The organism is Streptomyces cyaneus, from assembly GCF_004028635.1.
Lineage (GTDB): Bacteria > Actinomycetota > Actinomycetes > Streptomycetales > Streptomycetaceae > Streptomyces > Streptomyces cyaneus.
Map to the genome: position 1 here is coordinate 71,116 of NZ_RQJW01000012.1, position 25,999 is coordinate 97,114.

20 protein-coding genes, 4 tRNA genes and 1 other RNA gene are annotated in these 25,999 nt (G+C 70.7%); 13 read left to right on the plus strand and 12 right to left on the minus strand.

Annotation, left to right across the window (positions count from 1 at the left end; genetic code table 11):
• Positions 1-19 precede the first annotated feature (19 nt).
• The 3 genes from purL to purS are packed head-to-tail and all read right to left on the minus strand — an operon-like array spanning position 20 to position 3,215.
• Positions 20-2,278 carry a phosphoribosylformylglycinamidine synthase subunit PurL gene (purL, locus tag EHO50_RS35685; protein WP_128435389.1) on the minus strand — a complete coding sequence of 753 codons (2,259 nt, stop codon included), beginning with the start codon at positions 2,276-2,278 and terminating at the stop codon, positions 20-22.
• Positions 2,275-2,955, minus strand: coding sequence for a phosphoribosylformylglycinamidine synthase subunit PurQ (gene purQ / locus EHO50_RS35690; RefSeq protein WP_128435390.1), 681 nt, complete (start codon positions 2,953-2,955; stop codon positions 2,275-2,277). Before purQ ends, purL begins: the two co-directional genes overlap by 4 nt.
• Positions 2,952-3,215 (minus strand): phosphoribosylformylglycinamidine synthase subunit PurS, encoded by a 264-nt coding sequence (gene purS / locus EHO50_RS35695; RefSeq protein WP_015659417.1) that lies wholly within the window; start codon positions 3,213-3,215, stop codon positions 2,952-2,954. Before purS ends, purQ begins: the two co-directional genes overlap by 4 nt.
• 310 nt (positions 3,216-3,525) lie before the next feature.
• On the opposite strand from purS, the gene EHO50_RS35700 reads away from it, so the two are divergent.
• From EHO50_RS35700 to EHO50_RS35735, 8 genes are all read left to right on the plus strand, one after another.
• Positions 3,526-3,843, plus strand: coding sequence for a histone-like nucleoid-structuring protein Lsr2 (locus EHO50_RS35700; protein ID WP_128435391.1), 318 nt, complete (start codon positions 3,526-3,528; stop codon positions 3,841-3,843).
• A gap of 170 nt (positions 3,844-4,013) precedes the next feature.
• A tRNA-Gly gene (locus EHO50_RS35705) sits at positions 4,014-4,085 on the plus strand.
• An 80-nt stretch (positions 4,086-4,165) separates the two neighbouring features.
• Positions 4,166-4,238: transfer RNA gene (locus tag EHO50_RS35710), tRNA-Gly, on the plus strand.
• 128 nt (positions 4,239-4,366) lie between these two features.
• Positions 4,367-5,326: an ABC transporter ATP-binding protein gene (locus EHO50_RS35715; RefSeq protein WP_128435392.1), complete on the plus strand. Its 960-nt coding sequence runs from the start codon at positions 4,367-4,369 to the stop codon at positions 5,324-5,326.
• Entirely contained in the window at positions 5,323-6,099 is a 777-nt protein-coding gene (locus EHO50_RS35720) for an ABC transporter permease (RefSeq protein ID WP_128435393.1), read from the plus strand. The genes EHO50_RS35715 and EHO50_RS35720 overlap by 4 nt, the downstream gene beginning before the upstream one ends.
• 16 nt (positions 6,100-6,115) lie before the next feature.
• Positions 6,116-7,372: a sensor histidine kinase gene (locus EHO50_RS35725; protein WP_128435394.1), complete on the plus strand. Its 1,257-nt coding sequence runs from the start codon at positions 6,116-6,118 to the stop codon at positions 7,370-7,372.
• The gene (locus EHO50_RS35730; RefSeq protein ID WP_128435395.1) at positions 7,369-7,983 is read left to right on the plus strand and encodes a response regulator transcription factor; all 615 of its coding nucleotides are present in this window, start codon (positions 7,369-7,371) and stop codon (positions 7,981-7,983) included. Before EHO50_RS35725 ends, EHO50_RS35730 begins: the two co-directional genes overlap by 4 nt.
• Before the next feature lie 23 nt (positions 7,984-8,006).
• Positions 8,007-8,082 (plus strand) — tRNA-Gly (locus tag EHO50_RS35735).
• A gap of 82 nt (positions 8,083-8,164) precedes the next feature.
• On the opposite strand, the gene EHO50_RS35740 is transcribed toward EHO50_RS35735, so the two are convergent.
• The 6 genes from EHO50_RS35740 to ffs all read right to left on the minus strand — a co-directional run bounded on the left by EHO50_RS35740 (position 8,165) and on the right by ffs (position 17,146).
• Positions 8,165-9,064 (minus strand): phosphoribosylaminoimidazolesuccinocarboxamide synthase, encoded by a 900-nt coding sequence (locus EHO50_RS35740; RefSeq protein WP_128435396.1) that lies wholly within the window; start codon positions 9,062-9,064, stop codon positions 8,165-8,167.
• Between the two features lie 159 nt (positions 9,065-9,223).
• Positions 9,224-10,714: a N,N-dimethylformamidase beta subunit family domain-containing protein gene (locus EHO50_RS35745; RefSeq protein WP_128435397.1), complete on the minus strand. Its 1,491-nt coding sequence runs from the start codon at positions 10,712-10,714 to the stop codon at positions 9,224-9,226.
• A gap of 268 nt (positions 10,715-10,982) precedes the next feature.
• Complete coding sequence (locus EHO50_RS35750) at positions 10,983-12,821, minus strand: M48 family metalloprotease (protein ID WP_164905057.1); 1,839 nt, start codon at positions 12,819-12,821, stop codon at positions 10,983-10,985.
• 324 nt (positions 12,822-13,145) lie between these two features.
• On the minus strand, positions 13,146-14,399 hold the full coding sequence (gene purD / locus EHO50_RS35755; protein WP_128435399.1) for a phosphoribosylamine--glycine ligase: 1,254 nt from the start codon (positions 14,397-14,399) through the stop codon (positions 13,146-13,148).
• Positions 14,400-14,541: 142 nt separating this feature from the next.
• Entirely contained in the window at positions 14,542-16,938 is a 2,397-nt protein-coding gene (locus EHO50_RS35760; RefSeq protein WP_128435400.1) for a DNA polymerase III subunit gamma and tau, read from the minus strand.
• 111 nt (positions 16,939-17,049) lie between these two features.
• Positions 17,050-17,146: signal recognition particle sRNA small type (gene ffs / locus EHO50_RS35765), an RNA gene on the minus strand.
• A 73-nt stretch (positions 17,147-17,219) separates the two neighbouring features.
• Here ffs and EHO50_RS35770 point away from each other — a divergent pair.
• The 5 genes from EHO50_RS35770 to EHO50_RS35790 all read left to right on the plus strand — a co-directional run bounded on the left by EHO50_RS35770 (position 17,220) and on the right by EHO50_RS35790 (position 21,880).
• Positions 17,220-17,307: transfer RNA gene (locus EHO50_RS35770), tRNA-Ser, on the plus strand.
• 458 nt (positions 17,308-17,765) lie between these two features.
• Positions 17,766-18,890 carry a 4Fe-4S binding protein gene (locus EHO50_RS35775; RefSeq protein ID WP_128435401.1) on the plus strand — a complete coding sequence of 375 codons (1,125 nt, stop codon included), beginning with the start codon at positions 17,766-17,768 and terminating at the stop codon, positions 18,888-18,890.
• The gene (locus EHO50_RS35780) at positions 18,887-20,185 is read left to right on the plus strand and encodes a DUF3533 domain-containing protein (protein WP_128435402.1); all 1,299 of its coding nucleotides are present in this window, start codon (positions 18,887-18,889) and stop codon (positions 20,183-20,185) included. Before EHO50_RS35775 ends, EHO50_RS35780 begins: the two co-directional genes overlap by 4 nt.
• A gap of 88 nt (positions 20,186-20,273) precedes the next feature.
• Positions 20,274-20,843 carry a TetR/AcrR family transcriptional regulator gene (locus EHO50_RS35785; RefSeq protein ID WP_128435403.1) on the plus strand — a complete coding sequence of 190 codons (570 nt, stop codon included), beginning with the start codon at positions 20,274-20,276 and terminating at the stop codon, positions 20,841-20,843.
• A gap of 221 nt (positions 20,844-21,064) precedes the next feature.
• Complete coding sequence (locus EHO50_RS35790; RefSeq protein WP_220096489.1) at positions 21,065-21,880, plus strand: oxidoreductase; 816 nt, start codon at positions 21,065-21,067, stop codon at positions 21,878-21,880.
• A 150-nt stretch (positions 21,881-22,030) separates the two neighbouring features.
• Here the strand turns inward: EHO50_RS35790 and gap are convergent, their stop codons facing one another.
• The 3 genes from gap to EHO50_RS35805 all read right to left on the minus strand — a co-directional run bounded on the left by gap (position 22,031) and on the right by EHO50_RS35805 (position 25,978).
• Complete coding sequence (gene gap / locus EHO50_RS35795) at positions 22,031-23,029, minus strand: type I glyceraldehyde-3-phosphate dehydrogenase (RefSeq protein ID WP_128435405.1); 999 nt, start codon at positions 23,027-23,029, stop codon at positions 22,031-22,033.
• A gap of 114 nt (positions 23,030-23,143) precedes the next feature.
• Positions 23,144-24,100: a GlxA family transcriptional regulator gene (locus EHO50_RS35800; protein WP_128435406.1), complete on the minus strand. Its 957-nt coding sequence runs from the start codon at positions 24,098-24,100 to the stop codon at positions 23,144-23,146.
• 39 nt (positions 24,101-24,139) lie between these two features.
• Positions 24,140-25,978, minus strand: a complete 1,839-nt coding sequence (locus EHO50_RS35805) for a stealth family protein (RefSeq protein ID WP_128435407.1) — start codon at positions 25,976-25,978, stop codon at positions 24,140-24,142.
• Positions 25,979-25,999: the final 21 nt, after the last annotated feature.

Genomic DNA, 25,999 nt, shown 5'->3' on the forward strand with positions numbered 1-25,999 from the left:
CCGTAGGACCGCTGGCTGCCTACTTGAGCAGCGCCGGGATCGTCTCCTCGTGCGCCACGCGCAGCTCCTCCAGGGAGAGCGCGAACTCGCCCTGGAGCTCGACGGAGTCACCGTCGACGACACCGATGCGGGTGGCCGGCAGGCCCCGCGCACCGCACATGTCGTTGAAGCGGACCTCCTCGGAGCGCGGCACGGCGACGACCGCGCGTCCCGCCGACTCGGAGAACAGGAGCGTGAAGGCGTCGAGCCCGTCCGGTACGACCAGACGCGCGCCCTTGCCGCCGAGCAGCGCCGACTCCACGACCGCCTGGATCAGACCGCCGTCGGACAGGTCGTGCGCGGAGTCGATCATGCCGTCGCGGGAGGCGGAGATCAGGATCTCGGCGAGCAGGCGCTCGCGCTCCAGGTCGACCTTGGGCGGCAGACCACCGAGGTGGTCGTGCACGACCTGCGACCAGGCCGAACCGCCGAACTCCTCACGCGTGTCGCCGAGGAGGTACAGCAGCTGGCCCTCCTCCTGGAAGGCGACCGGGGTGCGCCGGGCCACGTCGTCGATGACGCCGAGGACCGCGACCACGGGGGTCGGGTGGATGGCGACCTCGCCGGTCTGGTTGTAGAGCGAGACGTTGCCGCCGGTCACCGGGGTGCCCAACTGCTGGCAGGCGTCGGCGAGTCCGCGCACCGCCTCCGCGAACTGCCACATCACCGCCGGGTCCTCGGGCGAGCCGAAGTTCAGGCAGTCGGAGACCGCGAGCGGTTTGGCGCCGGTCGTGGCGACGTTGCGGTACGCCTCCGCCAGCGCCAACTGGGCGCCGTGGTACGGGTCCAGCTTGGCGTACCGGCCGTTGCCGTCCGTCGCGATGGCCACGCCGAGGCCGGTCGCCTCGTCGATGCGGATCATGCCGGAGTCCTCGGGCTGGGCGAGGACGGTGTTGCCCTGCACGAAGTGGTCGTACTGCGAGGTGATCCACTTCTTGGAGGCCTGGTTGGGAGAGGCCACCAGCTTCAGGACCTGGTCCTTCAGCTCTGCCGAACTCGCGGGCCGCGCAAGCTTGTTGGCGTCGTCCGCCTGAAGGGCGTCCTGCCACTGCGGGCGGGCGTACGGGCGCTCGTAGACCGGGCCCTCGTGCGCCACAGTCCGCGGATCGACGTCGACGATCTTGCCGCCGTGCCAGTAGATCTCCAGGCGGTCGCCGTCGGTCACCTCACCGATGACGGTGGCGATGACGTCCCACTTCGCGCAGATCTCCAGGAACCGCTCGACCTTCTCCGGCTCGACGACCGCGCACATGCGTTCCTGCGACTCGCTCATGAGGATTTCCTCGGGCGAGAGCGTCGAGTCACGCAGGGGTACGTCGTCCAGCGTCACGCGCATACCGCCGGAGCCGTTGGAGGCGAGCTCGGACGTGGCGCAGGACAGACCGGCGGCACCCAGGTCCTGGATACCGACGACCAGCTTCTCCTGGAAGGCCTCCAGGGTGCACTCGATGAGCAGCTTCTCCTGGAAGGGGTCACCGACCTGGACCGCCGGGCGCTTGCTCGGCTTGGCGTCGTCGAAGGTCTCGGAGGCGAGGATCGACGCACCGCCGATGCCGTCACCGCCCGTCCGGGCCCCGTACAGGATGACCTTGTTGCCCGCGCCGGACGCCTTCGCGAGGTGGATGTCCTCGTGCCGCATGACGCCGATGGCACCGGCGTTGACCAGCGGGTTTCCCTGGTAGCAGGAGTCGAAGACGACCTCGCCGCCGATGTTCGGCAGGCCCAGGCAGTTGCCGTAGCCGCCGATGCCGGCGACGACACCCGGCAGGACGCGCTTGGTGTCCGGGTGGTCGGCCGCACCGAACCGCAGCGGGTCGACCACGGCAACCGGCCGCGCGCCCATCGCGATGATGTCGCGGACGATGCCGCCGACACCGGTCGCGGCGCCCTGGTAGGGCTCGACGTACGACGGGTGGTTGTGCGACTCGACCTTGAAGGTCACGGCGTAACCCTGACCGACGTCCACGACACCGGCGTTCTCACCGATGCCGACGAGCAGGGCGTCGTTCTCGGGTGCCTTCTCGCCGAACTGGCGCAGGTGCACCTTCGAGGACTTGTACGAGCAGTGCTCGGACCACATGACGGAGTACATGGCGAGCTCGGCACCGGTGGGCCGGCGGCCGAGGATCTCCACGACCCGCTCGTACTCGTCCTTCTTCAGACCGAGTTCGGCCCAGGGCAGCTCGACGTCGGGGGTCGCGGCCGCGTGCTCGACCGTGTCCAGAGGCGTCCGGCTCATGCGTTGACCAGCTTCTTGAGGATCGAGGTGAAGAAGGGGAGACCGTCGGTGCGGCCCGACCCGATGAGGGGCTCGACGGCGTGCTCCGGGTGCGGCATGAGGCCTACGACGTTCCCGGCCTCGTTGGTGATGCCGGCGATGTCGTTGAGCGAGCCGTTGGGGTTGAAGTCGAGGTAGCGGAACGCGACCCGGCCCTCGGCCTCCAGCTTGTCCAGCGTGTACTGGTCGGCGACGTAACGGCCGTCCATGTTCTTCAGCGGGATGTGGATCTCCTGACCGGCGGTGTAGTCGCTGGTCCAGGACGTCTCCGCGTTCTCCACCCGCAGCTTCTGGTCGCGGCAGATGAAGTGCAGGTGGTCGTTGCCGAGCATCCCGCCGGGCAGCAGATGCGCCTCGGTGAGGATCTGGAAGCCGTTGCAGATACCGAGGACCGGGAGGCCTGCCTTGGCCTGCTCGATGACCGTCTCCATCACGGGCGAGAAGCGGGAGATGGCGCCGGCCCGCAGATAGTCGCCGTAGGAGAAACCACCGGGGAGGACGACCGCGTCCACCTGGTGGAGGTCCTTGTCCTTGTGCCAGAGAGCGACCGGTTCGGCGCCCGCGAGGCGGATCGCCCGCTGAGTGTCCCGGTCGTCGAGACTCCCCGGGAAAGTGACGACGCCAATACGAGCGGTCACTTCGCGGCCTCCGCGACTTCCTCCACCTTGACGGTGAAGTCCTCGATCACGGTGTTGGCGAGGAAGGATTCCGCAAGATCGTGGATGCGGGCGAGCGCGGCCTCGTCGACCGGCCCGTCAACTTCCAGTTCGAATCGCTTTCCCTGACGTACGTCGGAGATGCCTTCGAAACCCAGCCGCGGCAGTGCGCGCTGCACCGCCTGGCCCTGGGGGTCGAGGATCTCCGGCTTGAGCATGACGTCGACTACGACGCGTGCCACTGGCACTCCCGGTGTGTGGTGCTGAGCAGGTTCCTTCAGACTACCCGCACAAAATTTCTACGCGAGTAGAGTTGTAGGAAGCTACGTGACAGCCGTCACGATCCGGTATCGAAGGGGTGCGTTCACGAAAAGTTACGGGAAAGATCCCCGATCAGCCGCAGATAGCTATTGCGCTCGGACACGCGGACAGATTTAGTCGGGCTTCCCATTGCATTGCCGGGCACTGTACAAATGAATTGGTAAATAGCCGAGACTCGGCACGTCATCCCAGCTGAGCTGTATGACATGCCGGACGAAGGGACCGATATTCGTGGCGCAGAAGGTCGTGGTCACTCTCTTTGACGACATCGACGGCTCAGAAGCGGCGGAAACGATCGCCTTCGGACTCGACGGCAAGTCGTACGAGATCGACCTGAATGAAGCCAATGCCAAGAAACTGCGTAAGGCGCTCGCGCCGTACGTGGAGGCCGGCCGCAAGCGGTCGAAGTCAGGCAAGGCGTACAAGCAGACCGAGGTCGCCCCGGACCCGGCGGCCGTCCGGGCCTGGGCACAGGCCAACAAGATGGAGGTGCCGGCCCGCGGCCGCATCCCCAAGAAGGTCTACGAGGCGTTCGCCTCGGCGCGGTGACCTCAGCTCGGTGAGGTGACCCGAGGGTGTGGACTCAGGGCCCGTCAGCGGGCCCTGGGGACGGCCGACTTGGTGCGGAGCGACAACCGACTTGCGCTACCCCCCTGCTGATCAGCTAATGTCTGGAGCACGCCGCCGGGCGGGGCAGAAAAGCCCAGCTCGCCGAGCATGCGGGTGTAGTTCAGTAGTAGAACATCCCCCTTCCAGGGGGAAGGCGCAGTGTGCAATTCCTGTCACCCGCTCTGCATCGCCGTACGAACCACTGACGTGGATCAGGTAGGCTGGTGCTCGCACCGATCAGTGGAAGCTGGTCGGGGGCAATGCGGACGTAGCTCAGTTGGTAGAGCGCAACCTTGCCAAGGTTGAGGTCGCGAGTTCGAGCCTCGTCGTCCGCTCTTGATAGAAACCCCGGTCCAGTGGACCGGGGTTTTTCATGTGCTGTGCGCGGCCTCCTGACATTTGTCATGCGGAGTGGTGACAGCGCGCACTGCTGTGGGGCTCCCCTTGCCGGGAGGCTGATGTCATGAACATCGACGAACACGAACACGTGATTGAGGTCACTGACCTGCGGCGTGTGTACGGGGGCGGGTTCGAGGCGGTGCGCGGCATCACGTTCTCCGTGGGCCGCGGCGAGGTCTTCGCGCTGCTCGGCACCAACGGCGCGGGCAAGACGTCCACCGTCGAGCTGCTGGAAGGGCTCGCCCGGCCGGCCGGCGGGCGGGTGCGGGTGCTCGGGTGCGATCCCTACGCCGAGCGGGCCGTCGTAAGGCCGCGGACCGGGGTGATGTTGCAGGAGGGCGGGTTTCCGTCCGAGCTGACCGTGGCCGAGACCGCGCGGATGTGGGCGGGGTGTGTGAGCGGGGCACGGCCGCCGCGGGACGTGCTGGAGCTGGTCGGGCTGGCCGGGAAGGCCGACGTGCGGGTGAAGCAGCTGTCCGGGGGTGAGCGGCGGCGACTGGACCTGGCGCTCGCGCTGCTCGGGGATCCCGAGGTGCTGTTCCTGGACGAGCCCACGACCGGCCTCGACGCCGAAGGGCGCCGGGACACCTGGGAGTTGGTGCGGGGGCTGCGGGACGCCGGTACGACCGTGCTGCTGACCACGCACTACCTGGAGGAGGCCGAGGGCCTCGCCGACCGGCTCGCGATCCTGCACGAGGGGCGCATCGCGGCCGCGGGGACTCCGGCCGAGGTGACCGCGGCCCAGCCGGCGCGGATCTCCTTCGAGCTGCCCGAGGGCTACTTCGTGGGCGACCTGCCGCCGCTCGCCGAGATGGGGGTGAGCGGGCACGAGGTCGACGGGCGGGTCGTACGGCTGCGGACCCATCAGCTGCAACGGGCGGCGACCCGGCTGCTGGTGTGGGCCGAGGGGGCCGGGGTGGAGCTGGGGCGGCTGGATGTGCGGGCGGCCTCGCTGGAGGAGGCGTTCCTGGGGATCGCGCGGGAGGCGGCGGGAGCTGCCAAGACGAAGGAGTACGCGGCATGAGTACGGCGGTGACCACCCCGGTGGGGCGGATGACGGCCTTGGCCCGGGCCGAGCTGACGTTGCTCGGGCGCAGCAAGGGCACGCTGTTCGCGGCGCTGTTCGTGCCGCTGGTGCTGCCCTTCAGCGCGCAGATGGCGGCGAAGGAGATGGACCTGGCGGAGGTCGGCCTCACCCTCGGCACGGTCATCCTGCCCGCCTCGATCGGCTTCTCACTGCTCTACGCGGTGTACGCGACACTCGTCGCCGTCTACACCGCCCGGCGCGAGGAACTCGTCCTCAAACGGCTGCGCACCGGCGAGCTGAAGGACACCGAGATCCTGGCGGGGGCCGCGCTGCCTGCCGTGGCCACGGGCCTCGCGCAGAGCCTGGTGCTGGCGGTCGGCTGCACCGTCCTGCTCGATGTGGGCGCGCCCCGCGCTCCCCATCTCGCCGTGCTGGGACTGCTGTTGGGGGTCGTACTGTGTGCGTCGCTGGCCGCCGTGACCTCGTCCTTCACCCGCACCGTCGAGAGTGCGCAGGTCACGACGCTGCCCGTGTTGTTCCTCTCCATGATCTTCTCCGGGATGTTCGTCCCCCTGGAGGTCCTGCCGGACCGGGTGGCGTCGGTGTGCGAACTGCTGCCGCTGACCCCGGTGATCACGCTCGTGCGCGGCGGCTGGACCGGCGGGCTGTCGGCCTACGAGGTGATCGGTCCCGTGATGACCGGACTGGCCTGGGCGGTCCTGGGAGTGTTGGCTGTACGGCGGTGGTTCCGGTGGGAACCGCGGCGCTGAAGCAGGGGGACGACATATGCGCGGGCCGGGCACGTGGTGGCGGGGGAAGAGCACGCCGGAGAAGGTGGAGACGTACACGAGGTGGTCGTTCCACTTCTTCGCGGTGATCGAGATCATGGCGGTCGGACTGCCGGTGACCGGTGAGCTCGGACTCGCGCTGGGCGCCTGGCTGATGCTTCTGGTCTGCGCGCACGCGGCGGTCTGTGCCCTGACCGTGTCGCGGGCGCTGGACTGGGTGCGGGGCCGGCGTGAGCAGCCCGTACGGCTGCTGTGGGCGCTCGGCGCCGTCACCTTGGCGGTCGCCGTCACGGCCCTCGTCGTAGCCGAGCACGGTCCGGACGGTGACGGCGTCGACTCCGCGGCGGGCGGCGTCTTCGGCGTCGTGCTGATCTTCGGAGCGGGCATCATCGCGCTCGGCGTGCGCAACCGGCGGCGCGTGTACGCCGTCGTCGCGGGCTTCGCGGCCGGTGCGGGGGTCGTCGCCTTCCCGCTGGGCCAGCCGGCCCCCGCCGCACTGGTCAGTGCGCTGGCGGTGCTGCTCGGCGGCGGGTTCCTCGCCTTCAGCGCCATCTTCTCCGTCTGGCTGCTCAACGCCGTCTACGAACTCGACGAAGCCCGTGAGACCCGGGCCCGGCTCGCCGTGGCCGAGGAACGGCTCCGCTTCGGGCGGGATCTGCACGACGTGATGGGGCGGAATCTGGCGGTCATCGCCCTGAAGAGCGAACTCGCCGTGCAGTTGGCGCGGCGTGAGCGGCCCGAGGCCGTGGAGCAGATGATCGAGGTGCAGCGGATCGCGCAGGAGTCGCAGCGCGAGGTGCGGGACGTCGTACGGGGATACCGGGAGGCCGACCTCGGGGTCGAACTCGCCGGTGCGCAGGGTGTGTTGACGGCCGCCGGGATCGAGTGCGAGGTGACCGGGGAGGCGGCCGGGCTGCCCGCCGAGGTGCAGTCGGCGCTGGCGTGGGTGGTGCGGGAGGCGACCACCAATGTGCTGCGGCACGGGGACGCCGGGCGGTGCGTGGTGGGAGTGCGGGTGACGGAGGGGCGCGTGGTGTTGACGGTGGAGAACGACGGGGCCGCCGCGGAGACGGTGGAGAACGACGGGGCGGCCGGAGCCTGTGACGGGGGTGGAGGCTCCGGGCTGGCCGGGCTGCGGGAGCGGCTGGCCGCGGTGGACGGCACGCTGGAGGCCGGGCGCATCGGAGAGAGGATGTTCCGGCTGGTGGCTGAGGTGCCGTTGGCAGGGGCGGGCGTGCGGGAGGCCGCCGTATGACCGGGTCCGTACGGCTGCTGCTCGCCGACGACGAGCATCTGATCCGGGGTGCGCTCGCCACGCTGCTCTCCCTGGAGGACGACCTCGTGATCGTCGCCGAGGCGGCGAGCGGGCCGGAGGCACTGGCGATGGCCCGGGCCCACGAACCCGATGTCGCCGTCCTCGATCTTCAGATGCCCGGCGCGGACGGTGTGAAGGTCGCCACATCCCTGCGCGCCGAACTGCCCGGCTGCAAGGTGTTGATCGTGACCAGTCACGGGCGGCCCGGGCATCTGAAGCGGGCCCTTGAGGCGGGTGTGCGCGGGTTCGTCCCGAAGACCGTGAGCGCTCAGCGGCTCGCGGAGATCATCCGTACCGTGCACGCCGGAAACCGTTACGTCGACCCCGAGTTGGCCGCCGACGCCATCGCCGCCGGGGACTCGCCGCTGACCGCGCGGGAGGCCGAGGTGCTGGAACTGGCGGCCGATGGGGCGCCCGTCGCGGAGATCGCGGAGCGGGCCGCGCTGTCCCAGGGGACCGTGCGGAACTATCTGTCGTCGGCCGTCTCGAAACTCGGGGCGGAGAATCGGCACGCGGCAGTGCGTCTCGCGCGGGAGCGAGGTTGGGTATAGTTGCTCTCGCGCCACGGCGCAGTGCGGACGTAGCTCAGTTGGTAGAGCGCAACCTTGCCAAGGTTGAGGTCGCGAGTTCGAGCCTCGTCGTCCGCTCCAGATGAAAGCCCCCGGTTTCGGCCGGGGGCTTTTGCGTTGCCCCCGGCTTTCCGGATTCGCCGGGGGCTTCGCCGTTTCCGCGCTACGACCAGCTCGTGCCCGTCAGGCGCTCGTACGCCTCCACGTACTTCGCCCGGGTCGCCTCCACGACCTCCTGCGGCAGCGGCGGCGGGGGCTGCTCGCTCTTCCTGTCCCAGCCGGAGGCCGGCGAGGTCAGCCAGTCGCGCACGAACTGCTTGTCGTACGACGGCTGCGCGCGACCCGGCTCCCACTGGTCGGCCGGCCAGAAGCGGGAGGAGTCCGGCGTGAGGACCTCGTCGGCGATGACCAGCCGCTCCCCCTCGAAGCCGAACTCGAACTTGGTGTCCGCGAGGATGATGCCGCGGTCACGGGCGATGTCCCGGCCACGGGAGTAGACGGCGAGGGTCGCCTGGCGCAGCTGGGCGGCGGTGTCGGCGCCGACCTGGCGGGCGACCTCCTCGTAGGAGACGTTCTCGTCGTGCTCGCCGACCTCGGCCTTGGTGGCCGGGGTGAAGATCGGGGCGGGGAGTTCGCTGCCGTCGACGAGGCCTTCGGGGAGGGCGAGGCCGCAGACGGTGCGGGACTCGTTGTACTCGACCAGGCCGGAGCCGGTGAGGTAGCCGCGGGCCACGGCCTCCACCGGGACCATCTGCAGCGACTTGCAGACGAGGGTGCGGCCCGCCCAGTCGGCGGGGGCGCCGGCCGGCACGTCGGTGCTCAGGACGTGGTTGGGGACCAGGTCGGCGAGCTGGTCGAACCACCACAGGGAGAGCTGGGTGAGGATGCGGCCCTTGTCGGGGATCTCGGTGGGGAGCACCCAGTCGTACGCCGAGATGCGATCGCTGGCGACCATCACGAGGTCGCCCGCCTCGTTCTGGTACAGCTCGCGCACCTTGCCGGTGTGCAGGTGTACCAAGCCCGGAACCTGGATCGGCTCGGGCTTTTCTACGAATCCGGACACGGTTCCTCCCCGTGGTTGAACGAAAGGGGCGCCCGCAGGGCTCGAATAGGGCGGTGGTGGGAGACGGGCGGGCCAAGTGGCTCGATTCTCCCGTATGCCGGGGATCGCCCTTGGGGTGGGGTGGGCTCGAAAGGGGCGGTGACGTGGGCGTACGTGAGCTCAGTCACGTTTACAGATGCGGTCCAGGAGGTTGGCGGTGGCGCGCTGGACACGGGCGTCGACGTGGCCCGGGCGGTCCAGCGCCGGGGACCAGGCGAACGTTCCGGAGGCGAAGATCAGGGCGCCGGAGGGGGCGCGGTAGAGGGACGTCTCCTGGTGGCGGAGGGCGCCTTCGCGGTCGGTGTACGGGGAGTGGGCGAGCAGGATGCGCTCCTCGTGGTCCGGGAGCGGGGTGCGCGGGAAGTAGCGGTCGGCCTCGCCGGCGACCAGGCCGGCGATCTCGTCGCCCTCGTGGGCGCCGGTCGCCTCCCACAGCCAGTGGTCGGCGTTGCGGACGATCAGGGGGTGCGGCTCGGGGACCTGACCCGCGTACTGGATACCGATCACCTCCTGCTCGGGACGGTCGATTTCACGCCAGAGCACCGGGCGGCCCGGGCCCTGGCGCTTGCGGCAGGTCATCAGGCGGTCGGGGACGCCGGACGGGGAGGGGCCCAACTCGACCTGCCAGTACATGGAGTTGGCGGAGAGGAAGACGAGGGACGTGCCGTTCTCCCGGGCAAGCTCGACCGTGCGGCGCATGTTCGACGACCAGTACTCGTCGTGGCCGGGGAAGACCAGGCCGCGGTAGCGGGTGGGGTCGACATGGCCCGCGTGCAGGTCGCGGGCGTCGGCGTAGGCGATGTCGTAGCCGTAGCGCTCGGCCCAGCGGATGAAGTCGTAGGCGTGGCCGACGTGCAGGGGCAGGCCCGCGCCCGCGTACGGGCGGTCGAAGGAGACGGTCGTGGCGGCGTCGGCCTCGCCGAGCAGACGGCCGTCCTCGTCCCAGGCGTGGTAGAGGCTCGCGCCGATACGGCCGTCCTCGGGGTAGAGGTTGTAGGCCTGCCAGGTGACGTCGGGGAGCAGCAGGAGCAGGTCCGCCGGGTGCTTGTCGCGCACGGTGAAGGGGATGTGGGAGCGGTAGCCGTCGGCGGTGGTGAGAACGGCCACGTAGGCGCCGATGCTCCAGTACGAGGGGACCTGGAGACGCCAGGACAGCCACCAGTGGTGGCAGGAGACCGTGCGGTCGGCGGTGAGCGGCGGGGGTTGCACGATGCCGGAGAGGCGGGGGCTGGTGGTGATCTTGGCGGCGCCGTCGCCGCTGTAGTGGCCGATGCGGTAGATGTCGACGGCGAATTCCTGCGGCGGGTCGACGGTGATGTGGAAGTCGACGGCCTCGCCGGGGGCGACCGCTCCGGTCGAGGTGAAGCCCTTGATCTGGCGGTGGACGTCGTCCGCGGAGCGGGGGCCGGCGCTGCGGGGAGCCGGGACCCTCGGGGTGTCCGACGTCGGGGGGTGGGCCTGCCCGTCGACGTACCAGGGGACGACCTGGCCGGTGTCGTCGAAGTACGTCACATTGCCGCGCAGCCAGGGGACGGGGCCCTGGCCGAAGGGGTCCGTCACGGCGTGCGCGAGTGCTCCCGACTCCCAGCGGCGGATCTGCTCCGACCCCATGGCCATACCCCTCCCTCGTTCCCCCGTGGTGGTGCATCGAGCGTTGTGTGTGGTGCGAGTGCTGTGTGCGCTTGCGGTTTCCGTCGTGCGACGCGGGCCCATGCAGGGCTGACGCGGGCCTTTGTATGGCTGTCGTATGTCGCAAGCCCTTGCCATGTGCGCTATCGATCCCAGCACATCACATTCCGCACGCATCCTGTCACTATTCGTTGCGAATTGGCCGAAAGTGGAACCGGGGCTTCCGACCGCATACGGCGTGAAACAGCCGTCAGACCAGCCGTACCGGCTTCTCCGGGCGTATCCCCGACTCCACCAGCCAGGTGCGAAGCGGCACCGGATCACCGTCCTCGATGAGGCTGAGGACTCTGGGGGTCAGGTCGGCCGCCCGCTCGCCGTCGATGAGGAGGGTGGGGCCGTCGAGCCAGTCCAGACCGGGGGCCGCACCGGCGGTGTCCATCGCGGCGCAGCACACCATCGCCGTGACGTGGTCGGTGAGCAGCTCGCGGGCGGTGCGGGGCGGTTGGAGCGGGAAGAGGGGGAGCGTGCCGATGTCCAGGAGGGTGCTGTCGGGGACGGGGGACGCCGTCTGCTCCGCGGGCGCTGCGGCCTCCTCGCGGGCCATCTCGGCGGTCAGGCCGGCGGCGAGAGCGGAGCTTCGCTCGGTTTCCTGGTCGTCGGGGGAGTCGTCCTCGGACATGGCCGCGTAGGGCGCCTTGGGAGGCTTCGGGGGCGTCGGGGGCTTCGGCGACCCTGGGGGTGAGGGCTGGGCGGCGGGGGACGCGTGGGCGTCGGCGGGCCGGGCGGGCGTGGAATCCGGTGGGGTCGAGAGGTGGTCCATGACGCGGGCCAGGGTCGGGCCGCTCGCCTCCGGGGGCGTGCCGTCGGTGGTGCGGCGAACGCCGAGGGCGTCGAGGACGCGGTGGAGGCGGGCCGCGTCGGTGCGCCATTTACGGTCGACGACCTCCTCCGGATACTCCTGCCAGTCCACCGGGCACCAGTCCGGGCCGGACTCGGCCGGGCCGCCGTGGAAGAGGCGGGCGGCGAGGAGTGAGGCGGCCTCGTCGACCACGCCGGGCTCTTCGAGCAGGTCACAGGCGGGGCGCTCGCCGAGCCGGGAAGCGAATCCCTCGGCCAGACGGTCCCGGCGGGACAGCTCGGTGAGGGCGGCGACGACGCCCGCGTCCAGCCGGGACGGCCAGCGGCCCATCCGCCAGGCGGGCAGCGCCACGCGCGTGAGCAGTCGGTCCCAGCCGGCGTACGCCAGCCCGACCTGTTCCTGGGCGACGATCCGCAGCCCGTAATCCACAGCCTGTGCACGCTCGGCGGCGGCGCTGGCGACGCCCCGCTCCATCTGGGTGGCGTGCTCCCGGCAGCTGCGCAGCAGCAGCCGCGCGACCCAGCCGACGCCCGCGCACACGGCCCGCGACCCCGGGCACCGGCCGCGCGTCGAGGCGACGGCCACGGCGGCGTCCAGGCCCCGGACGAAACGCCGGGCCTGGGCTATGTCCGGGTGCGCCGAAGGTCCCGTACCGGCGACGACCGGGGCGAGGACCGCGCGCAGCTCGCCGACGCGCATCCACCACAGGAACGGGGAGCCGATGACGAGCACGGGAGCGGCGGGCGTACGGCGGGTGCCGCGTGTGCTTCCACCCCGCAGACCGTTGACCTCGCGCTCGTCGCGGTCCTCGGGCGGGGGCGGGCCGTGGGACGGGTGGGTGCGGTCCTCCAGCCAGCTGTCGCAGTCCGGGGTGAGCGCTATCGCGGACGGTGCGGGCACGTCGAGGCGGTCGGCGAGGTCGCGCACCATCCGGTACAGGTCCGGGGCCTGCTCCTCGGCTATCGGGACCGTGGGGCTGACGGCGGGGCGGGCGCGGGCGACGACCAGGGCGATGCCGGCGGCGGCGAGCAGGACGAGGACGGCGACGGGGGTCACGACCCAGCGGGCGGCGTGCCAGCCCGGGCCGACGAGGTGGCCGGTGGAGGCGCCGACGAGCAGCACCACGGCGACCGCCGCGGGCAGCAGGGCGACGGCCAGCGCGCGGCTGCGGATGCGCAGCACGGCGAGGGCCCGGGCGCGCGCGGACTGCGCACCCACCTCCGCACCCATACCGGTCACGGCCGGACCTCACCCCCTCCCCGTTGCCCTGGCTGTCCGAACTGTCCTGGCTTTGCTCACTCCCCCACTGTGGCACCCACCACTGACATCGCAATGCCGGTGGGCCAAGTGCCGGAACGCTTGCGCCGCACCCTAGTTGGGGCTTCGGCCCACGTCAGCCGGATGGGGCAGCGGTCACTCGATGGAATGGCTTTGGGGAGAGGTGGATGACGGACAGCGACGATCAGGCCCCTGATCCGGGCAAGGATCAGGCCCCGAATCCTGAGACGGATTCGGGGCCTGCGGGGTTGTCTCGTGCGGTGGGACGCGGGCTTCTCAGGCGCCCGTCGCCGCCTTCGCCGCGATGTCCGTACGGTGCTGGGAACCGTCGAGTTCGATGCGGGCCACGGCCTGGTACGCGCGGTCGCGGGCCTTGGTGAGGTCCTTGCCGGTCGCCGTGACGGACAGGACGCGGCCACCGGCGCTGACGATCGCGTCGCCGTCGCGCTTGGTGCCGGCGTGCAGGACGTAGGCGTGCGGGGCGTCCTCGGCGGCGACCTCGTCGAGACCGGTGATCGGGTCGCCGGTGCGCGGGGTGCCGGGGTAGTTGTGCGAGGCGACGACCACGGTGACCGCGGCGTCGTCGCTCCAGCGCAGCGGCTCCAGGTCGGCGAGTTCGCCCCTGGCGGCGGCCAGCAGCACGCCGGACAGCGGGGTCTTCAGGCGGGCCAGGACGACCTGTGTCTCGGGGTCGCCGAAGCGGGCGTTGAATTCGATGACCCGGACACCGCGCGAGGTGATCGCGAGACCGGCGTAGAGCAGCCCGGAGAAGGGGGTGCCGCGGCGGCGCATCTCGTCGACGGTCGGCTGCAGGACCGTCTCCAGGACCTCGTCGACCAGCTTCGGGTCGGCCCACGGGAGCGGGGAGTACGCGCCCATGCCCCCGGTGTTCGGGCCCTCGTCGCCGTCCAGCGCGCGCTTGAAGTCCTGGGCCGGCTGCAGCGGGACGACCGTCTCGCCGTCGGTGATGGCGAACAGGGAGACCTCGGGGCCGTCGAGGTACTCCTCGATGACGACGCGCTCACACCCGGCGGCGTGCGCCTTGGCGGCCTCGATGTCACCGGTGACGACGACGCCCTTGCCGGCGGCGAGGCCGTCGTCCTTGACGACGTACGGGGCCCCGAAGGCATCGAGGGCATCGGCGACCTCGTCGGGCGTGGTGCAGACGTACGACCGTGCCGTGGGCACCGCGGCCGCCGCCATCACGTCCTTCGCGAAGGCCTTGGAGCCCTCGAGCTGCGCCGCCTCCTTGGAGGGCCCGAAGACGGGGATGCCCGCCTCGCGCACGGCGTCGGCGACCCCGGCGACGAGCGGGGCCTCCGGCCCTACGACCACGAGGTCGGCGCCTAGCTCCGTGGCCAGCGCGGATACGGCAGCGCCGTCCAGCGCGTCGACCTGGTGCAGCTCGGCGACCTCGGCGATGCCGGCGTTGCCGGGGGCGCAGTGCAGCGCGGTGACGTCGGGGTCGAGGGACAGGGAGCGGCACAGGGCGTGTTCGCGGGCGCCGTTACCGATGACGAGGACCTTCACGGGGGTCAGCCTAACGGGGTTTTTGTGCGGGACGATGAGGGGTCCGGGGTTGGTGACCTGTATGTTCCTCCAAAGCGGCCCGGTCTTGGAGTGGCCGTCCCCGGGCTTGCAGCCCCCCGGATCCCGAAGCCCCCGGACCCCGCTACTCGTTCGTGAACTCCTCCACCACCGTCGCCCCCAGCTCCCGCACGATCAGCTCGTAGCCGGACAGGGCCGACTCGTTGAGGTCGGGGTCGTCGTCCTCCGGGATGTCGTCCTCGATGGACACCGGGGGCCGCGGCTCCGGTGCGGAGAGAGGCTGGGGTGCCGAGGCCGGGGCAGCGTTCGGCGCCGGAGCTGCCGGGGCCGCCGGAGGTGGAGTGGGCGCCGAGGGCGCCGGCTGGGGAGGGGCAGGGCGCTGGGCGGCCGTACCGCCACCGCCGTAGCCGCTGTTGCCGCCACCGCCGTATCCGCCGGCGCCGCCTCCACCGAAGCCACCGCCACCGCCTCCGCCTCCGCCGAAGCCGGAGGAACCGCCCGGCGACGGGGGAGCCGAGCCTCCGCCCGACGGGTCGACGATCGCCTCGATCTTCCACTGGACGTTGAACTGCTCGGCCAGCGACTGTCGCAGGACGTCCTCGCTGCCGCTGCTCACGAAGTTGTCGCGCGCGCCTGCGTTGACGAAGCCGAGTTGGAGGGTGGTGCCGTCGAAGCCGGTCACCTGGGCGTTCTGGCTGAGCAGGATCCAGGTGAAGCGGCGGCGGTTCTTGACCGCCTCCAGGATGTTCGGCCAGAGCATGCGGGGGTCGAGGCCGCCGGTCGGGGGCGCGTAGGCCGGTGCGGGGCCCGCGCCGCCGGGAGCGGGCGTGGGCGCCGCGGGCTGCGGTGTGGGCGCGGGCACGGGGGTGCCGCTCGACGCGGCCTGGGGCTGGGCGCCACCGCCCGCCGGGGTTGCCGTGGGCCAGCCACCGGGGCGCCGGCCACCACCTGCGGGCGCGGCGGTGGGCCATGCCCCTGGGGCGGAAGCGGGGGGCGCCGGCGGGTTCGCGGCGGCCGGAGCGGGCGTGGGTGCGGGTGCGGGCGCCGGGGTGGGCGGAGCCTGCGGTGGCTGAGGCTGCTGACCGCTCGGCGTCGGCGGCTGGACGGGTGCCGGGGGCGAGGACGTGGCCTGCCCCGCGGCCGCACCCTGCTCCGTCGGCGCGCCGGCCCCGGCAGCGGGGGGCGCGGCCACGGGGGTCGCTGCCGCGGGGGTCGCGGGTGCCCCCGAAGCCCGTACGGCTGCCCTGGCCGCGGCAGGCCCGCCGCCCGGCGGAACCGGCGCGGCGGCCGCGCCCGCGTGGGCGTCAGGACCAGGCACGTACCCCATGGCGGGCATGCCACCGCCCGCACCCGCCGAGAAGTTCACGCCGCGCTCCAGCCGGTCGAGCCGGGCCATCACGGAACGCTCGTCCCCGTACGCCGCGGGCAGCATCACGCGCGCGCAGATCAGCTCGAGCTGGAGCCGGGGCGAGGTGGCTCCCCGCATCTCGGTCAGCCCCTCGTTGACGAGGTCGGCGGCACGGCTCAGTTCGGCGGCGCCGAAGGTGCCGGCCTGGGCCTGCATGCGCTCCAGGACGTCGGCGGGGGCGTCGATGAGCCCCTTGTCGACGGCATCCGGCACGGCGGCCAGGATCACCAGGTCTCGCAGGCGCTCCAACAGGTCGGCGACGAACCGCCGCGGGTCGTTGCCCCCCTCGATGACATGGTCCACGACCTCGAAGGCCGCGGCGCCGTCACCGGTCGCGAAGGCCTCCACGACGGAATCGAGCAGCGACCCGTCGGTGTACCCGAGCAGAGAGGTGGCCATGGCATACGTCACACCCTCCTCCTTCGCTCCGGCGAGCAGCTGGTCCATGACGGACATGGAGTCACGCACGGACCCCGCACCCGCGCGCACGACGAGCGGCAGCACGCCTTCCTCGACCGGGATGTTCTCCCGTCCGCACACCTCGCCGAGGTAGTCGCGCAGGGTGCCTGGCGGGACCAGCCGGAAGGGATAGTGGTGGGTCCGCGACCGGATGGTGCCGATGACCTTCTCGGGCTCGGTGGTGGCGAAGATGAACTTCAGATGCTCCGGCGGCTCCTCGACGACCTTCAGCAGCGCGTTGAAGCCGGCCGACGTGACCATGTGGGCCTCGTCGATGATGTAGATCTTGTAGCGGCTGGAGGCAGGTCCGAAGAAGGCCTTTTCCCGCAGCTCACGAGCGTCGTCCACACCACCGTGCGACGCGGCGTCGATCTCGATGACGTCGATGGAACCGGGGCCGTTGCGCGCGAGATCCCGGCAGGACTGGCACTCGCCGCACGGGGTCGGCGTAGGACCCTGCTCACAGTTCAGACACCGCGCGAGGATCCGCGCACTGGTCGTCTTGCCGCAGCCGCGCGGCCCGCTGAACAGGTACGCGTGATTGACCCGGTTGTTCCGCAGCGCCTGCTGCAGCGGGTCAGTGACATGCTCCTGCCCGATGACCTCGGCGAACGACTCCGGGCGATAGCGGCGGTACAGCGCGAGAGACGACACGCATACGAGGTTATAGGCGCCCACTGACAACGCGGACCGCCCGGATGCGGGGGTTCTCCACGCACATCGGTGGGACCTGTTCCCGACCGCGGCATCGGCGGCACCCGGGCAAGACAAGACCCCCCACGCACCCGCCAGAGCCAACCTACCCTTGCTGCCTTCCGGCCCTGGGGGAGTTCAGTCAGATAGCGCCGCGTGAGGGGCTGAGCCCCAGCCTACCCGATCGCCGGGCGCCCGAACGAGTTCGCTAGCACCCTCCGACGTCATGTAATGTTTCCGGCGGAGGATTCGCCTAGAGGCCTAGGGCGCACGCTTGGAAAGCGTGTTGGGGGCAACCCCTCACGAGTTCGAATCTCGTATCCTCCGCCAGTGCCTCACCGGGCACGATGTCGAAGGGCCCCACCGTTCGCGGTGGGGCCCTTCGACGTGTGTGGTCTCAGTTTTGGTCTCAGTTACCCCGGTCCACAGGGCGGGCCCGCCGCGAGCACGCCGGAAGCCATTGGGCGGTGGAGGCCGCACCCTGCTCGCCCGCCGGCACACTCCCCCGCCGGGATCGTCGGCCAGCCGCTGACTTCCAGCGTCAGCAGGCACGGACCGGGTGCGTACTTGCGTGCGTTGCCGTCGGTGGTTCATCCGCGTTCAGGGGCGGGTGCTCCCCTCCGGGGTGCGCCGTGGGTCTTGACCAACCAGATCGCAGGCGACCTCACCCTCGACTGGGCGGCTCGCAGCTCGGGCTTGCATGCGGAAACCGATCAGTTTACGGTGGTGAAACTGATCGGTTTCTCGCCGTGAAGGCGAGTCTCGAACCCGAATCAACAGGAGCACCGATGACTGCCGCGCGCACCACCGAGGGGCAACCGACGGGTCCCAGGCTTCCGGCGAAGCTGGCCGCCCACCCGTCAGTACAGGCGGTACTCGCCCGGCGCGGGGCCGGTGACGTCCCGAGCCCGCCGGCGGTGATCGACGCGGACTGGCTGCGCGAGCTGTGTCTGGCGGCCGGCGCGGACGACGCGGCTGCGGTCAGCCTGGACCACCCCGATCTGGCCGGCGAGCGCGAGCACGTACAGTCCGCGCTGCCCGGCACCCGCACCCTGATCGCGATGGCGGTCCGGATGAACCGCGACAACTGCCGTTCCCCGGCCCGCAGCGTGGCCAACCAGGAGTTCCACCAGGCCGACGAACAGGCCAACCACGCCGCCCGCAGCGTCACCCAGGCGCTCCAGGACGCCGGTTACCGCGCGCTCAATCCCTCCGTCGGCTTCCCCCAGGAGATGGACCGTTTCCCCAGCGAGCGGATCTGGGTGGTGGCGCACAAAACGGTCGCCGTGGCCGCAGGGCTCGGCGTGATGGGCCTGCACCGCAACGTCATCCACCCGAAGTTCGGCAGCTTCGTCCTGCTCGTGACCGTCCTCGTGGACGCGGAGGTGAGCGCGTACGGGCAGGCGCTGGACTACAACCCCTGCATCGACTGCAAGTTGTGCGTCGCCGCCTGCCCGGTCGGCGCCATCGCCAAGGACGGGGCATTCGACGCGCTGGCCTGCACCACGCACAACTACCGCGAGTTCATGAGCGGGTTCACCGACTGGGCGCAGACCGTGGCCGACAGCGAGGACGCCGCCGACTACCGCTCCCGGGTCACCGATTCCGAGAGCGCCTCCATGTGGCAGAGCCTCAGCTCGCCGCCCGGCTACAAGTCCGGCTACTGCCTTGCCGTCTGCCCCGCCGGCGAGGACGTGTTGGGCCCCTACCTGGACGACCGCAAGTCGTTCATGGACACCGTGCTGCGCCCGCTCCAGGACAAGAAGGAAACCCTGTACGTCCTGCCAGGCTCGCACGCACAGGAGTACGCCCGGCGTCGCTTCCCCCACAAGCCCGTCAAGGAAGTCACCGGAGGCTGGCAGCCCCCGGCGAAACGTTCCGCGTCCCCCGACCGAGAGACACGTACGTCATGAGTGGCATTCCCCCCTTCCGCGTCCTGCGCGCCAAGCCGCTGTGGATCGCGAACGGCGTCATCACGGGCGTACTCGCGCTGCTGTTCGCCGTGTTCTACGTCGGCGCGAACATCGATCCGGCCGGCCACCTGACCAAACTGCCCGTCGGCCTGGTCAACGCCGACAAGGGAGCCGCCGTCGGCGGCAAGCAGGTCAACCTCGGGGCAGGGATCACCGAGTCGATCAAGAAGTCCGCCGCGGACGGGGACAAGATCGACTGGAAGGTGCTGGACGAGAAGGAGATGAAGGAGGAACTCGGCAAGGGCAGGTTGTTCGGCGCGCTCGTCGTCCCGGCCGACTTCACCTCCTCCGCCACCGCACTGACCGGCACCGCGGCCACCGGAACCCCGGCCCGCCCGACACTGACGGTGCTGACCAACCAGTCCGCCGGCAGCCTTGGCTCCGGCCTGGCCCGGACGGCGACGACCCAGGCGGCCGAGAACGCCTCGCTCCAGGTGGGCAAGGAGCTGACCGCCCAGATCGGGACCGCAAAGGCGAAGCTGCCCACCGCGGCACGCGTCCTGCTCACCGACCCGGCCGCCGTCACGGTGCAGGACGGCCACCCCCTCGACCCGCACAGCGGCCTGGGCCTGACGGCCTTCTACTACGCACTCACCCTCGTGGTCGTCGGCATGCTCTCCGCCAACGTCATCAGCGGCCAGGTCGACCACGCCCTCGGCTACACCCACAACGACATGGGCCCGCTGCGCCTGCACCGCCCGCTGATCCGGGCCACCCGCATACAGACCCTCGCCATCAGCAGCACCCTCATGACCGGCCTGTCCCTGCTGATGGGCACCATGGTCATGGCCGGCGCGGTCGGCATCATGGGCATGGACGCCGCCCACCTGCCCCTGCTGTGGCTGTACTCGGTGTGCGCCATCGCCGTCACCGGGATCGGCGCGCTTACTCTCCTCGCCGTCTTCGGCACGCCAGGCATGCTGCTGGTCACGCTGGTCTTCATCGGAATGGCGGTACCCACGGCCGGGGCCACCACCCCCATCGAGGCACTGCCCGGCTTCTACCGCTTCCTCTCCGAGTTCGAGCCCCTGCGGCAGATCACCGGCGGCATCCGCTCGATCCTCTACTACGACGCCCAGGGCGACGCGGGTCTGACCCGAGGCTGGGTCATGATGGCCGCCGGCCTCGTGGCGGCCGCACTGTTCGGCTTCGGCGTGCTGGGGTGGTACGACCGCAAGGGGCTGCATCGCATCCCGGTGGAGACAACGCCCGAGAAGACCACGGTCCCGGCCTAGCGGAGGGCGCGCACACCCGCCAGGGCTCGGACTCCACACTGAAAACCGATCAGTTTCCAATCTGTTGAAATCGAGTTAACCTCGCAGCATGACCACCGAGGCGAAGCCCAGCCCCCGAGAGCGGCTGCTGAATGCGGCGGCCACGCTCACCTACCGAGACGGTGTCGGTATCGGCGTCGAGGCCCTGTGCAAGGCGGCAGGGGTGTCGAAGCGCTCCATGTACCAGCTGTTCGAGAGCAAGGACGAACTGCTGGCGGCGAGCCTGGAGCAGCGCACCTCCGCCTACGCGGCGACACTCCTGCCCGCGGCGGACGACCGTCGTTCACCTCGCGAGCGAATCATGCACGTCTTCGAGCAGGTGGAACGGCAGGCGGGTACGCCCGAGTTCCGAGGCTGCCAATATCTGGCTGTCCAGATCGAGCTCAAGGATCAGAGTCACCCCGCGAGCCGGGTCGCCCATCAGGTCAAGGCGAACCTGACCGCCTTCTTCCGCGCCGAGGCCGAACAGGGCGGGGCAAGCGATCCCGACCTGCTGGCCCGGCAGCTCAGCCTGGTCTTCGACGGCGCCAGCGCCCGCGCGGGGATCGGAGCGGACAAACTGACGGGGCTCATCGCGCCCACGGTGACCACCCTGCTCGACGCAGCAGGCATGCGCTGACCCGTCACCTTTCCAGAACGCCCCGTTACCGCCCGGCGGGGAAGCCCAATAGCCGCAAGCGTCGCGAATTCGGCGACCGCCGCGCGAATGACGCTCTCACGCCTCTGCGGCGCACTGATCCTGCCCCTGCCATCACTCTGCCCGCCTGAGCTTGCGCACGGAAACCGATCGGTTTACAGTGAGAGAAACCGATCGGTTTCTCGATGTGGCAGGAGTCCATGATGACGACGGATCGGCCGGTGGCACTCGTAACGGGTGCGTCCTCCGGCATAGGCAAGGAAACCGCGCTCGCACTGGTCGCGGCGGGTTTCGACGTGGTCGGAACAGGCCGCGACACCTCACGCGTCACCCCGCTCAGCGGTGTGACGTTCCTCGACCTCGACGTGGTCAGCGAAACCTCGGTCACCGCAGTGGTCCATGAGGTGATCGAGCGGTTCGGGCGGATCGACGTCCTGGTCAACAACGCCGGCGTCGGCTCGATGGGTGCGGCCGAGGAAACCTCCCTCGCGCAGACCCAGGGTATGTTCGACACCAATGTCTTCGGGGTCATGCGCATGGTGAACGAGGTCCTGCCGCACATGCGCGCTCAGCGACGCGGGCGCATCATCAACATCTCGTCCGTGCTCGGGTTCCTGCCCCAGCCCTACATGGCCGCCTACGCCGCCTCCAAGCACGCGATCGAGGGCTACACCGAGTCCCTGGACCACGAGATCCGTGACCACGGCGTCCGGGCGCTCATCGTCGAACCCGCCTACACCAGGACCGGATTCGAGGCCAACAGTGCGAAGCCCGACACCCCCCTGCACGCGTACGCGAAGCAGCGGCAGACCGTCGACCGCGTGATGGCGGAGGCCGTCAGGGACGGCGACGCTCCCGCCGTCGTCGCCAAGGCGATCGTCGCGGCGGCGACCGACCCGAAGCCGAAGCCGCGTTATACCGCCGGTCCCCTGGCCGGACGCGCACGCGTACTGCGCCGCCTCGCTCCCGCCCAGGTCTTCGACAAGCAGATCCGCAAGATGAACAAGCTGGCCGGCTGACGCGCAGGCGCTCCCCGGGCCTCGAGACTTCGCAGCGACTGGGCCGCCACCGTTCACCGCCGTACGCGCACCCCGTCTGACCTGCCCCGAAAGCGTGTTGGGGGCCCCACCGTTCGCGGTGGGACCCTTCGACGTTGTCTGCGCCCTCCGTCAGCGGGTGGTGAGGAGCTCGAGGGTGTCGATCACTCGGTTTGAGAAGCCCCACTCGTTGTCGTACCAGGCGACCACCTTGATGTGGCGGCCGTCGACGCGGGTGAGGGCTGAGTCGAAGATCGACGATGCGGGATTGCCCGTGATGTCGGACGACACGAGCGGGTCGTCCGAGTACTCGAGGATGCCGGCGAGCGGGCCCTCCGCCGCGGCGCGGTACGCCGCCAGCACGTCGTCGCGCGTGACGTCGCGGGCGACGGTCGTGTTGAGTTCGACGATCGAGCCCACCGGCACCGGTACGCGGATCGAGTCGCCCGACAGCTTGCCGTCGAGGTTCGGCAGGACCAGGCCGATCGCCTTGGCGGCGCCCGTCGTGGTCGGCACGATGTTTTCGGCGGCGGCGCGGGCGCGGCGGGCGTCGCGGTGCGGGCCGTCCTGGAGGTTCTGCTCCTGCGTGTAGGCGTGCACCGTCGTCATGAAGCCGTGCTCGATGCCGGCGAGTTCGTCGAGGACCGCGGCCAGCGGTGCGAGCGCGTTGGTGGTGCAGGAGGCGTTCGAGACGATCGTGTGCACGGCCGGGTCGTAGGTGTCGGTGTTGACTCCGAACGCGAGCGTGACGTCGGCGCCGTCCGACGGCGCGCTGACGAGTACCTTCTTCGCGCCCGCGTCGAGGTGGGCGCGGGCGGCCTTCGCCGAGGTGAAGCGGCCGGTGGCTTCCAGGACGACGTCGACGCCGAGTTCGGCCCACGGCAGCTGCGCCGGTTCGCGCTCGGCGAGCACCGTGATGCGACGGCCGTCGACGACAAGGGCGTCGCCGTCGACGGTCACCGGGCGGCCGAGTCGGCCGGCCGTCGTGTCGTAGGCGAGCAGCCGGGCGAGGGTGGCGGGCTCCGTGAGGTCGTTGACGGCGACGACTTCGAGGTTGCTGTCGCGTTCGAGCAGTGCGCGCAGCACATTGCGTCCGATGCGGCCGAATCCGTTGATCGCGATGCGAGTCATGAGTGGGGTGTCCCTTCGTCCTTTCGGTTCCCCACCAGCGTCGCGTGCGTCATCCGGCCGTGACAGCGGCGTGATCGCCACGGTTCAAAAGGATCGCGCCATGTGGCGGCGGGGCTACTCGCCCTGGGTGAAGGTGCGCCGGTATTCGCTCGGCGTGGTGCCGAGAATGCGCTGGAAGTGCAGCCGCAGATTCGCACCGGTGCCGAGCCCGACGTCGGCGGCGATCTGTTCGACGCTGCGCTGCGAGCGCTCGAGCAGTTCGCGGGCCACGTCGATGCGGGCGCGCATCACCCACTGCATCGGCGTGTAGCCGGTCTCCTCGACGAAGCGCCGGGAGAACGTGCGCGGCGAGACCCCGGCCTGTCGCGCCAGCAGGTCGAGGGTGAGGGGCTCGCCGAGCCGGTGCAGCGCCCACTCGCGGGTGGCGGCGAACCGCTCGCCGAGCGGCTCGGGCACGCTACGCGGCACGTACTGCGCTTGACCGCCGCTGCGATAGGGGGCCGCGACCAGGCGCCGGGCCGCGTGGTTCGACGCAGCCACCCCGAGGTCGCCGCGCAGAATGTGCAGGCACAGGTCGATGCCCGAGGCGGCGCCCGCCGACGTCAGCACGCTGCCCTCGTCGACGAACAGCACGTTCTCGTCGACCTGGACGAGCGGATGCTTCGCCGCGAGCGCCCGTGAGTAGTGCCAGTGCGTCGTGGCCCGTCTGCCGTCGAGCAGGCCTGTGGCGGCGAGCGCGAAGGCGCCGGTCGAGATGGCGGCGAGCCGCGTGCCCCGGGCGTGGGCGGCGATCAGCGCGTCGACGACGGCCTGCGGCGGGTCGTCGCGGTCCGGGAACCGGTAGCCGGGGATGAAGACGATCTCGGCCCAGGCGAGCGCGTCGAGGCCGTGGGCGACGTGGTACGACAGGCCGTCGGCGCCGGTCACCAGACCAGGTGCCGCCCCGCACACGCGTACCTCGTACGGCATGCTCGCGCGGGTCGTGAACACCTGCGCCGGAATGCCGACATCGAGCGGCTTCGCACCCACGAGCACAAGGACGGCGACGCGATGCAGGCGGGAGGACGGCACGGGGACAGGGTACGAGGGAGCGCGAGGCTGGGCCTCTCGTCACGGTGTTGCAGGGCGTCGACGGTCCAGCCGGCCGGTGGGCTGGGCCGGTACGCGTGCCGTGAGCGGTGCGGCCGGGCGGCGGTCGGGTCGGGGCGGGCCTTCGAAGTGGCTCGGGAACGGGTACTTGCGTTCCAGGAAGGTACGGATGGCGGTCTGGGCCGCCGGTCTGGCCTCCGGGGTGGTGTCCACGTCGTTGAGGCAGAAGAAGTCGATGTCCTCGCCGGCCGCGAGGCGGGCCAGGCGGCGCTGCATGTCCGGGGTGCCCAGTTGGACGTAGCGGAAGCGGTACTCGGCCGGGACGGCGCGGCCGGTCGCGATCGCCCAGTGGTGGTGGAGCGTGGACGCCGGAGCGACGTCGGAGGTGGAACGGAAGCGGGAGTAGGCGGTGCGCTCGAGTTCCTCGATTCCGAGGGTCTCCATTTCGCGCATGACCGACAGCAGTTGGGGGTGCGGGGTGTGCAGGGATTTGTGCGTGATCTGTCTGCCGTGGAAGCGGCTGATCACCTCGCGGGCGTTCTTGCCGGCGGAGTTGGGGGCCGGTTCGAGGGGGTGCGGGGCGCCGAGTCCGAGTTTCAGGGGGGAGAGCGGGATGCGGGCTATGCCGTTGCCGTGGAAGAAGTGCTCGGCCCGTACCGGGCGGTTGATGAAGACGTCGTCGTTGAAGTAGAGGTAGTGGTCGGACAGGCCCGGGATGTGGTGCAGGCTGCTCTCTATCGCGTGCGAGTTGAAGACGGGGAGTGCGTCGGGCGGGAGGATGTCCCGGTGGTCCACCACCGTCAGGCCCTCCGCGTCCGGGTCCAGCCAGGCGGGGATCTGGGAGTCGGTCACCAGGTAGACGTGCCGGACGAAACCCGCGTACATCTCCAGGGAGCGCAGTGCGTACTTCAGTTCGTCGTGGCTGGTGTAGCGGGAGGCGCCGGTCTCGCGCGGGGCGATGACGTCGCAGGACAGGGCCTGATGGGCGCGGCGCTTCGCGGCCATCGCCGGGTCGTTCCCGTCGACCCAGGTGTAGACGACGTCGACGGGGAAGCGCACCTCGTCGATGCCCGGCTCGGCGAACGGGGCGAACGTCGGCACGCTGCGGTGGCGTCCCGCGACGGATGCGGGCTGCTGGGCCGCCGACGGGAGTACCTCCGCAACGGGGTTGCGGCGCGGGGCGACGAGTGCCGGACCGAAGACGTCGGGCAAGCGGCTGCCGGGCACGGTGAGCCAGGAGGGATCCGTGGCCGCGGTGGTGCCGAAATCCCGGCCGTGCCGCCAGAACTCGATGTCGCACCCCGTCTCGAGACCGGTGAGCACCTGCCCTTGCGGGCCGAGGCGCACCACGCCGGTACGGAGCACCATGGCTCGCCTCAGCGCCCGCGGCAGCTTCCCGTCGGCCCACAGCACCGCGGTCGTCACGGCGCCGTCCGGTCCGACGGCGCCGACGTACCCGACGGTGCCGCCGAAACGCTGGGCGGCCCGGGAGAGAACCGCGCCGCGGTACCGCTCCTCGATGCCGATGGCCTGCCGTGGCGCCGCACTGTGCCCGTGGTCGGCGGGGACCAGGAAGTACGGGACGCCGAGCCCCTCCAGCAGGGTGCACACCCGTTCGAGATCGGCTTCGGCGGCGTCGGCGGCCGTGTATCCGGCGACCGTACGGCCGTAGAGTCGTACCGGTCCGAAGGTGATCCGGCGCAGTCCGGGGACCGCGGCCCGCAGGTGCCGACGGGCCCGGGTCGCGCGCAGCGCCCAGAGCCGGGCCGTCAGCCAGAGCCGCAGGCCCACCAGAAAGTCCCGGGCCGCCCGGATGCCCCCCGGCAATCCGAAGCGGTGCCGGATGTTCGTTCCCCCCATGTCCATGCCCCCCATGTCCAG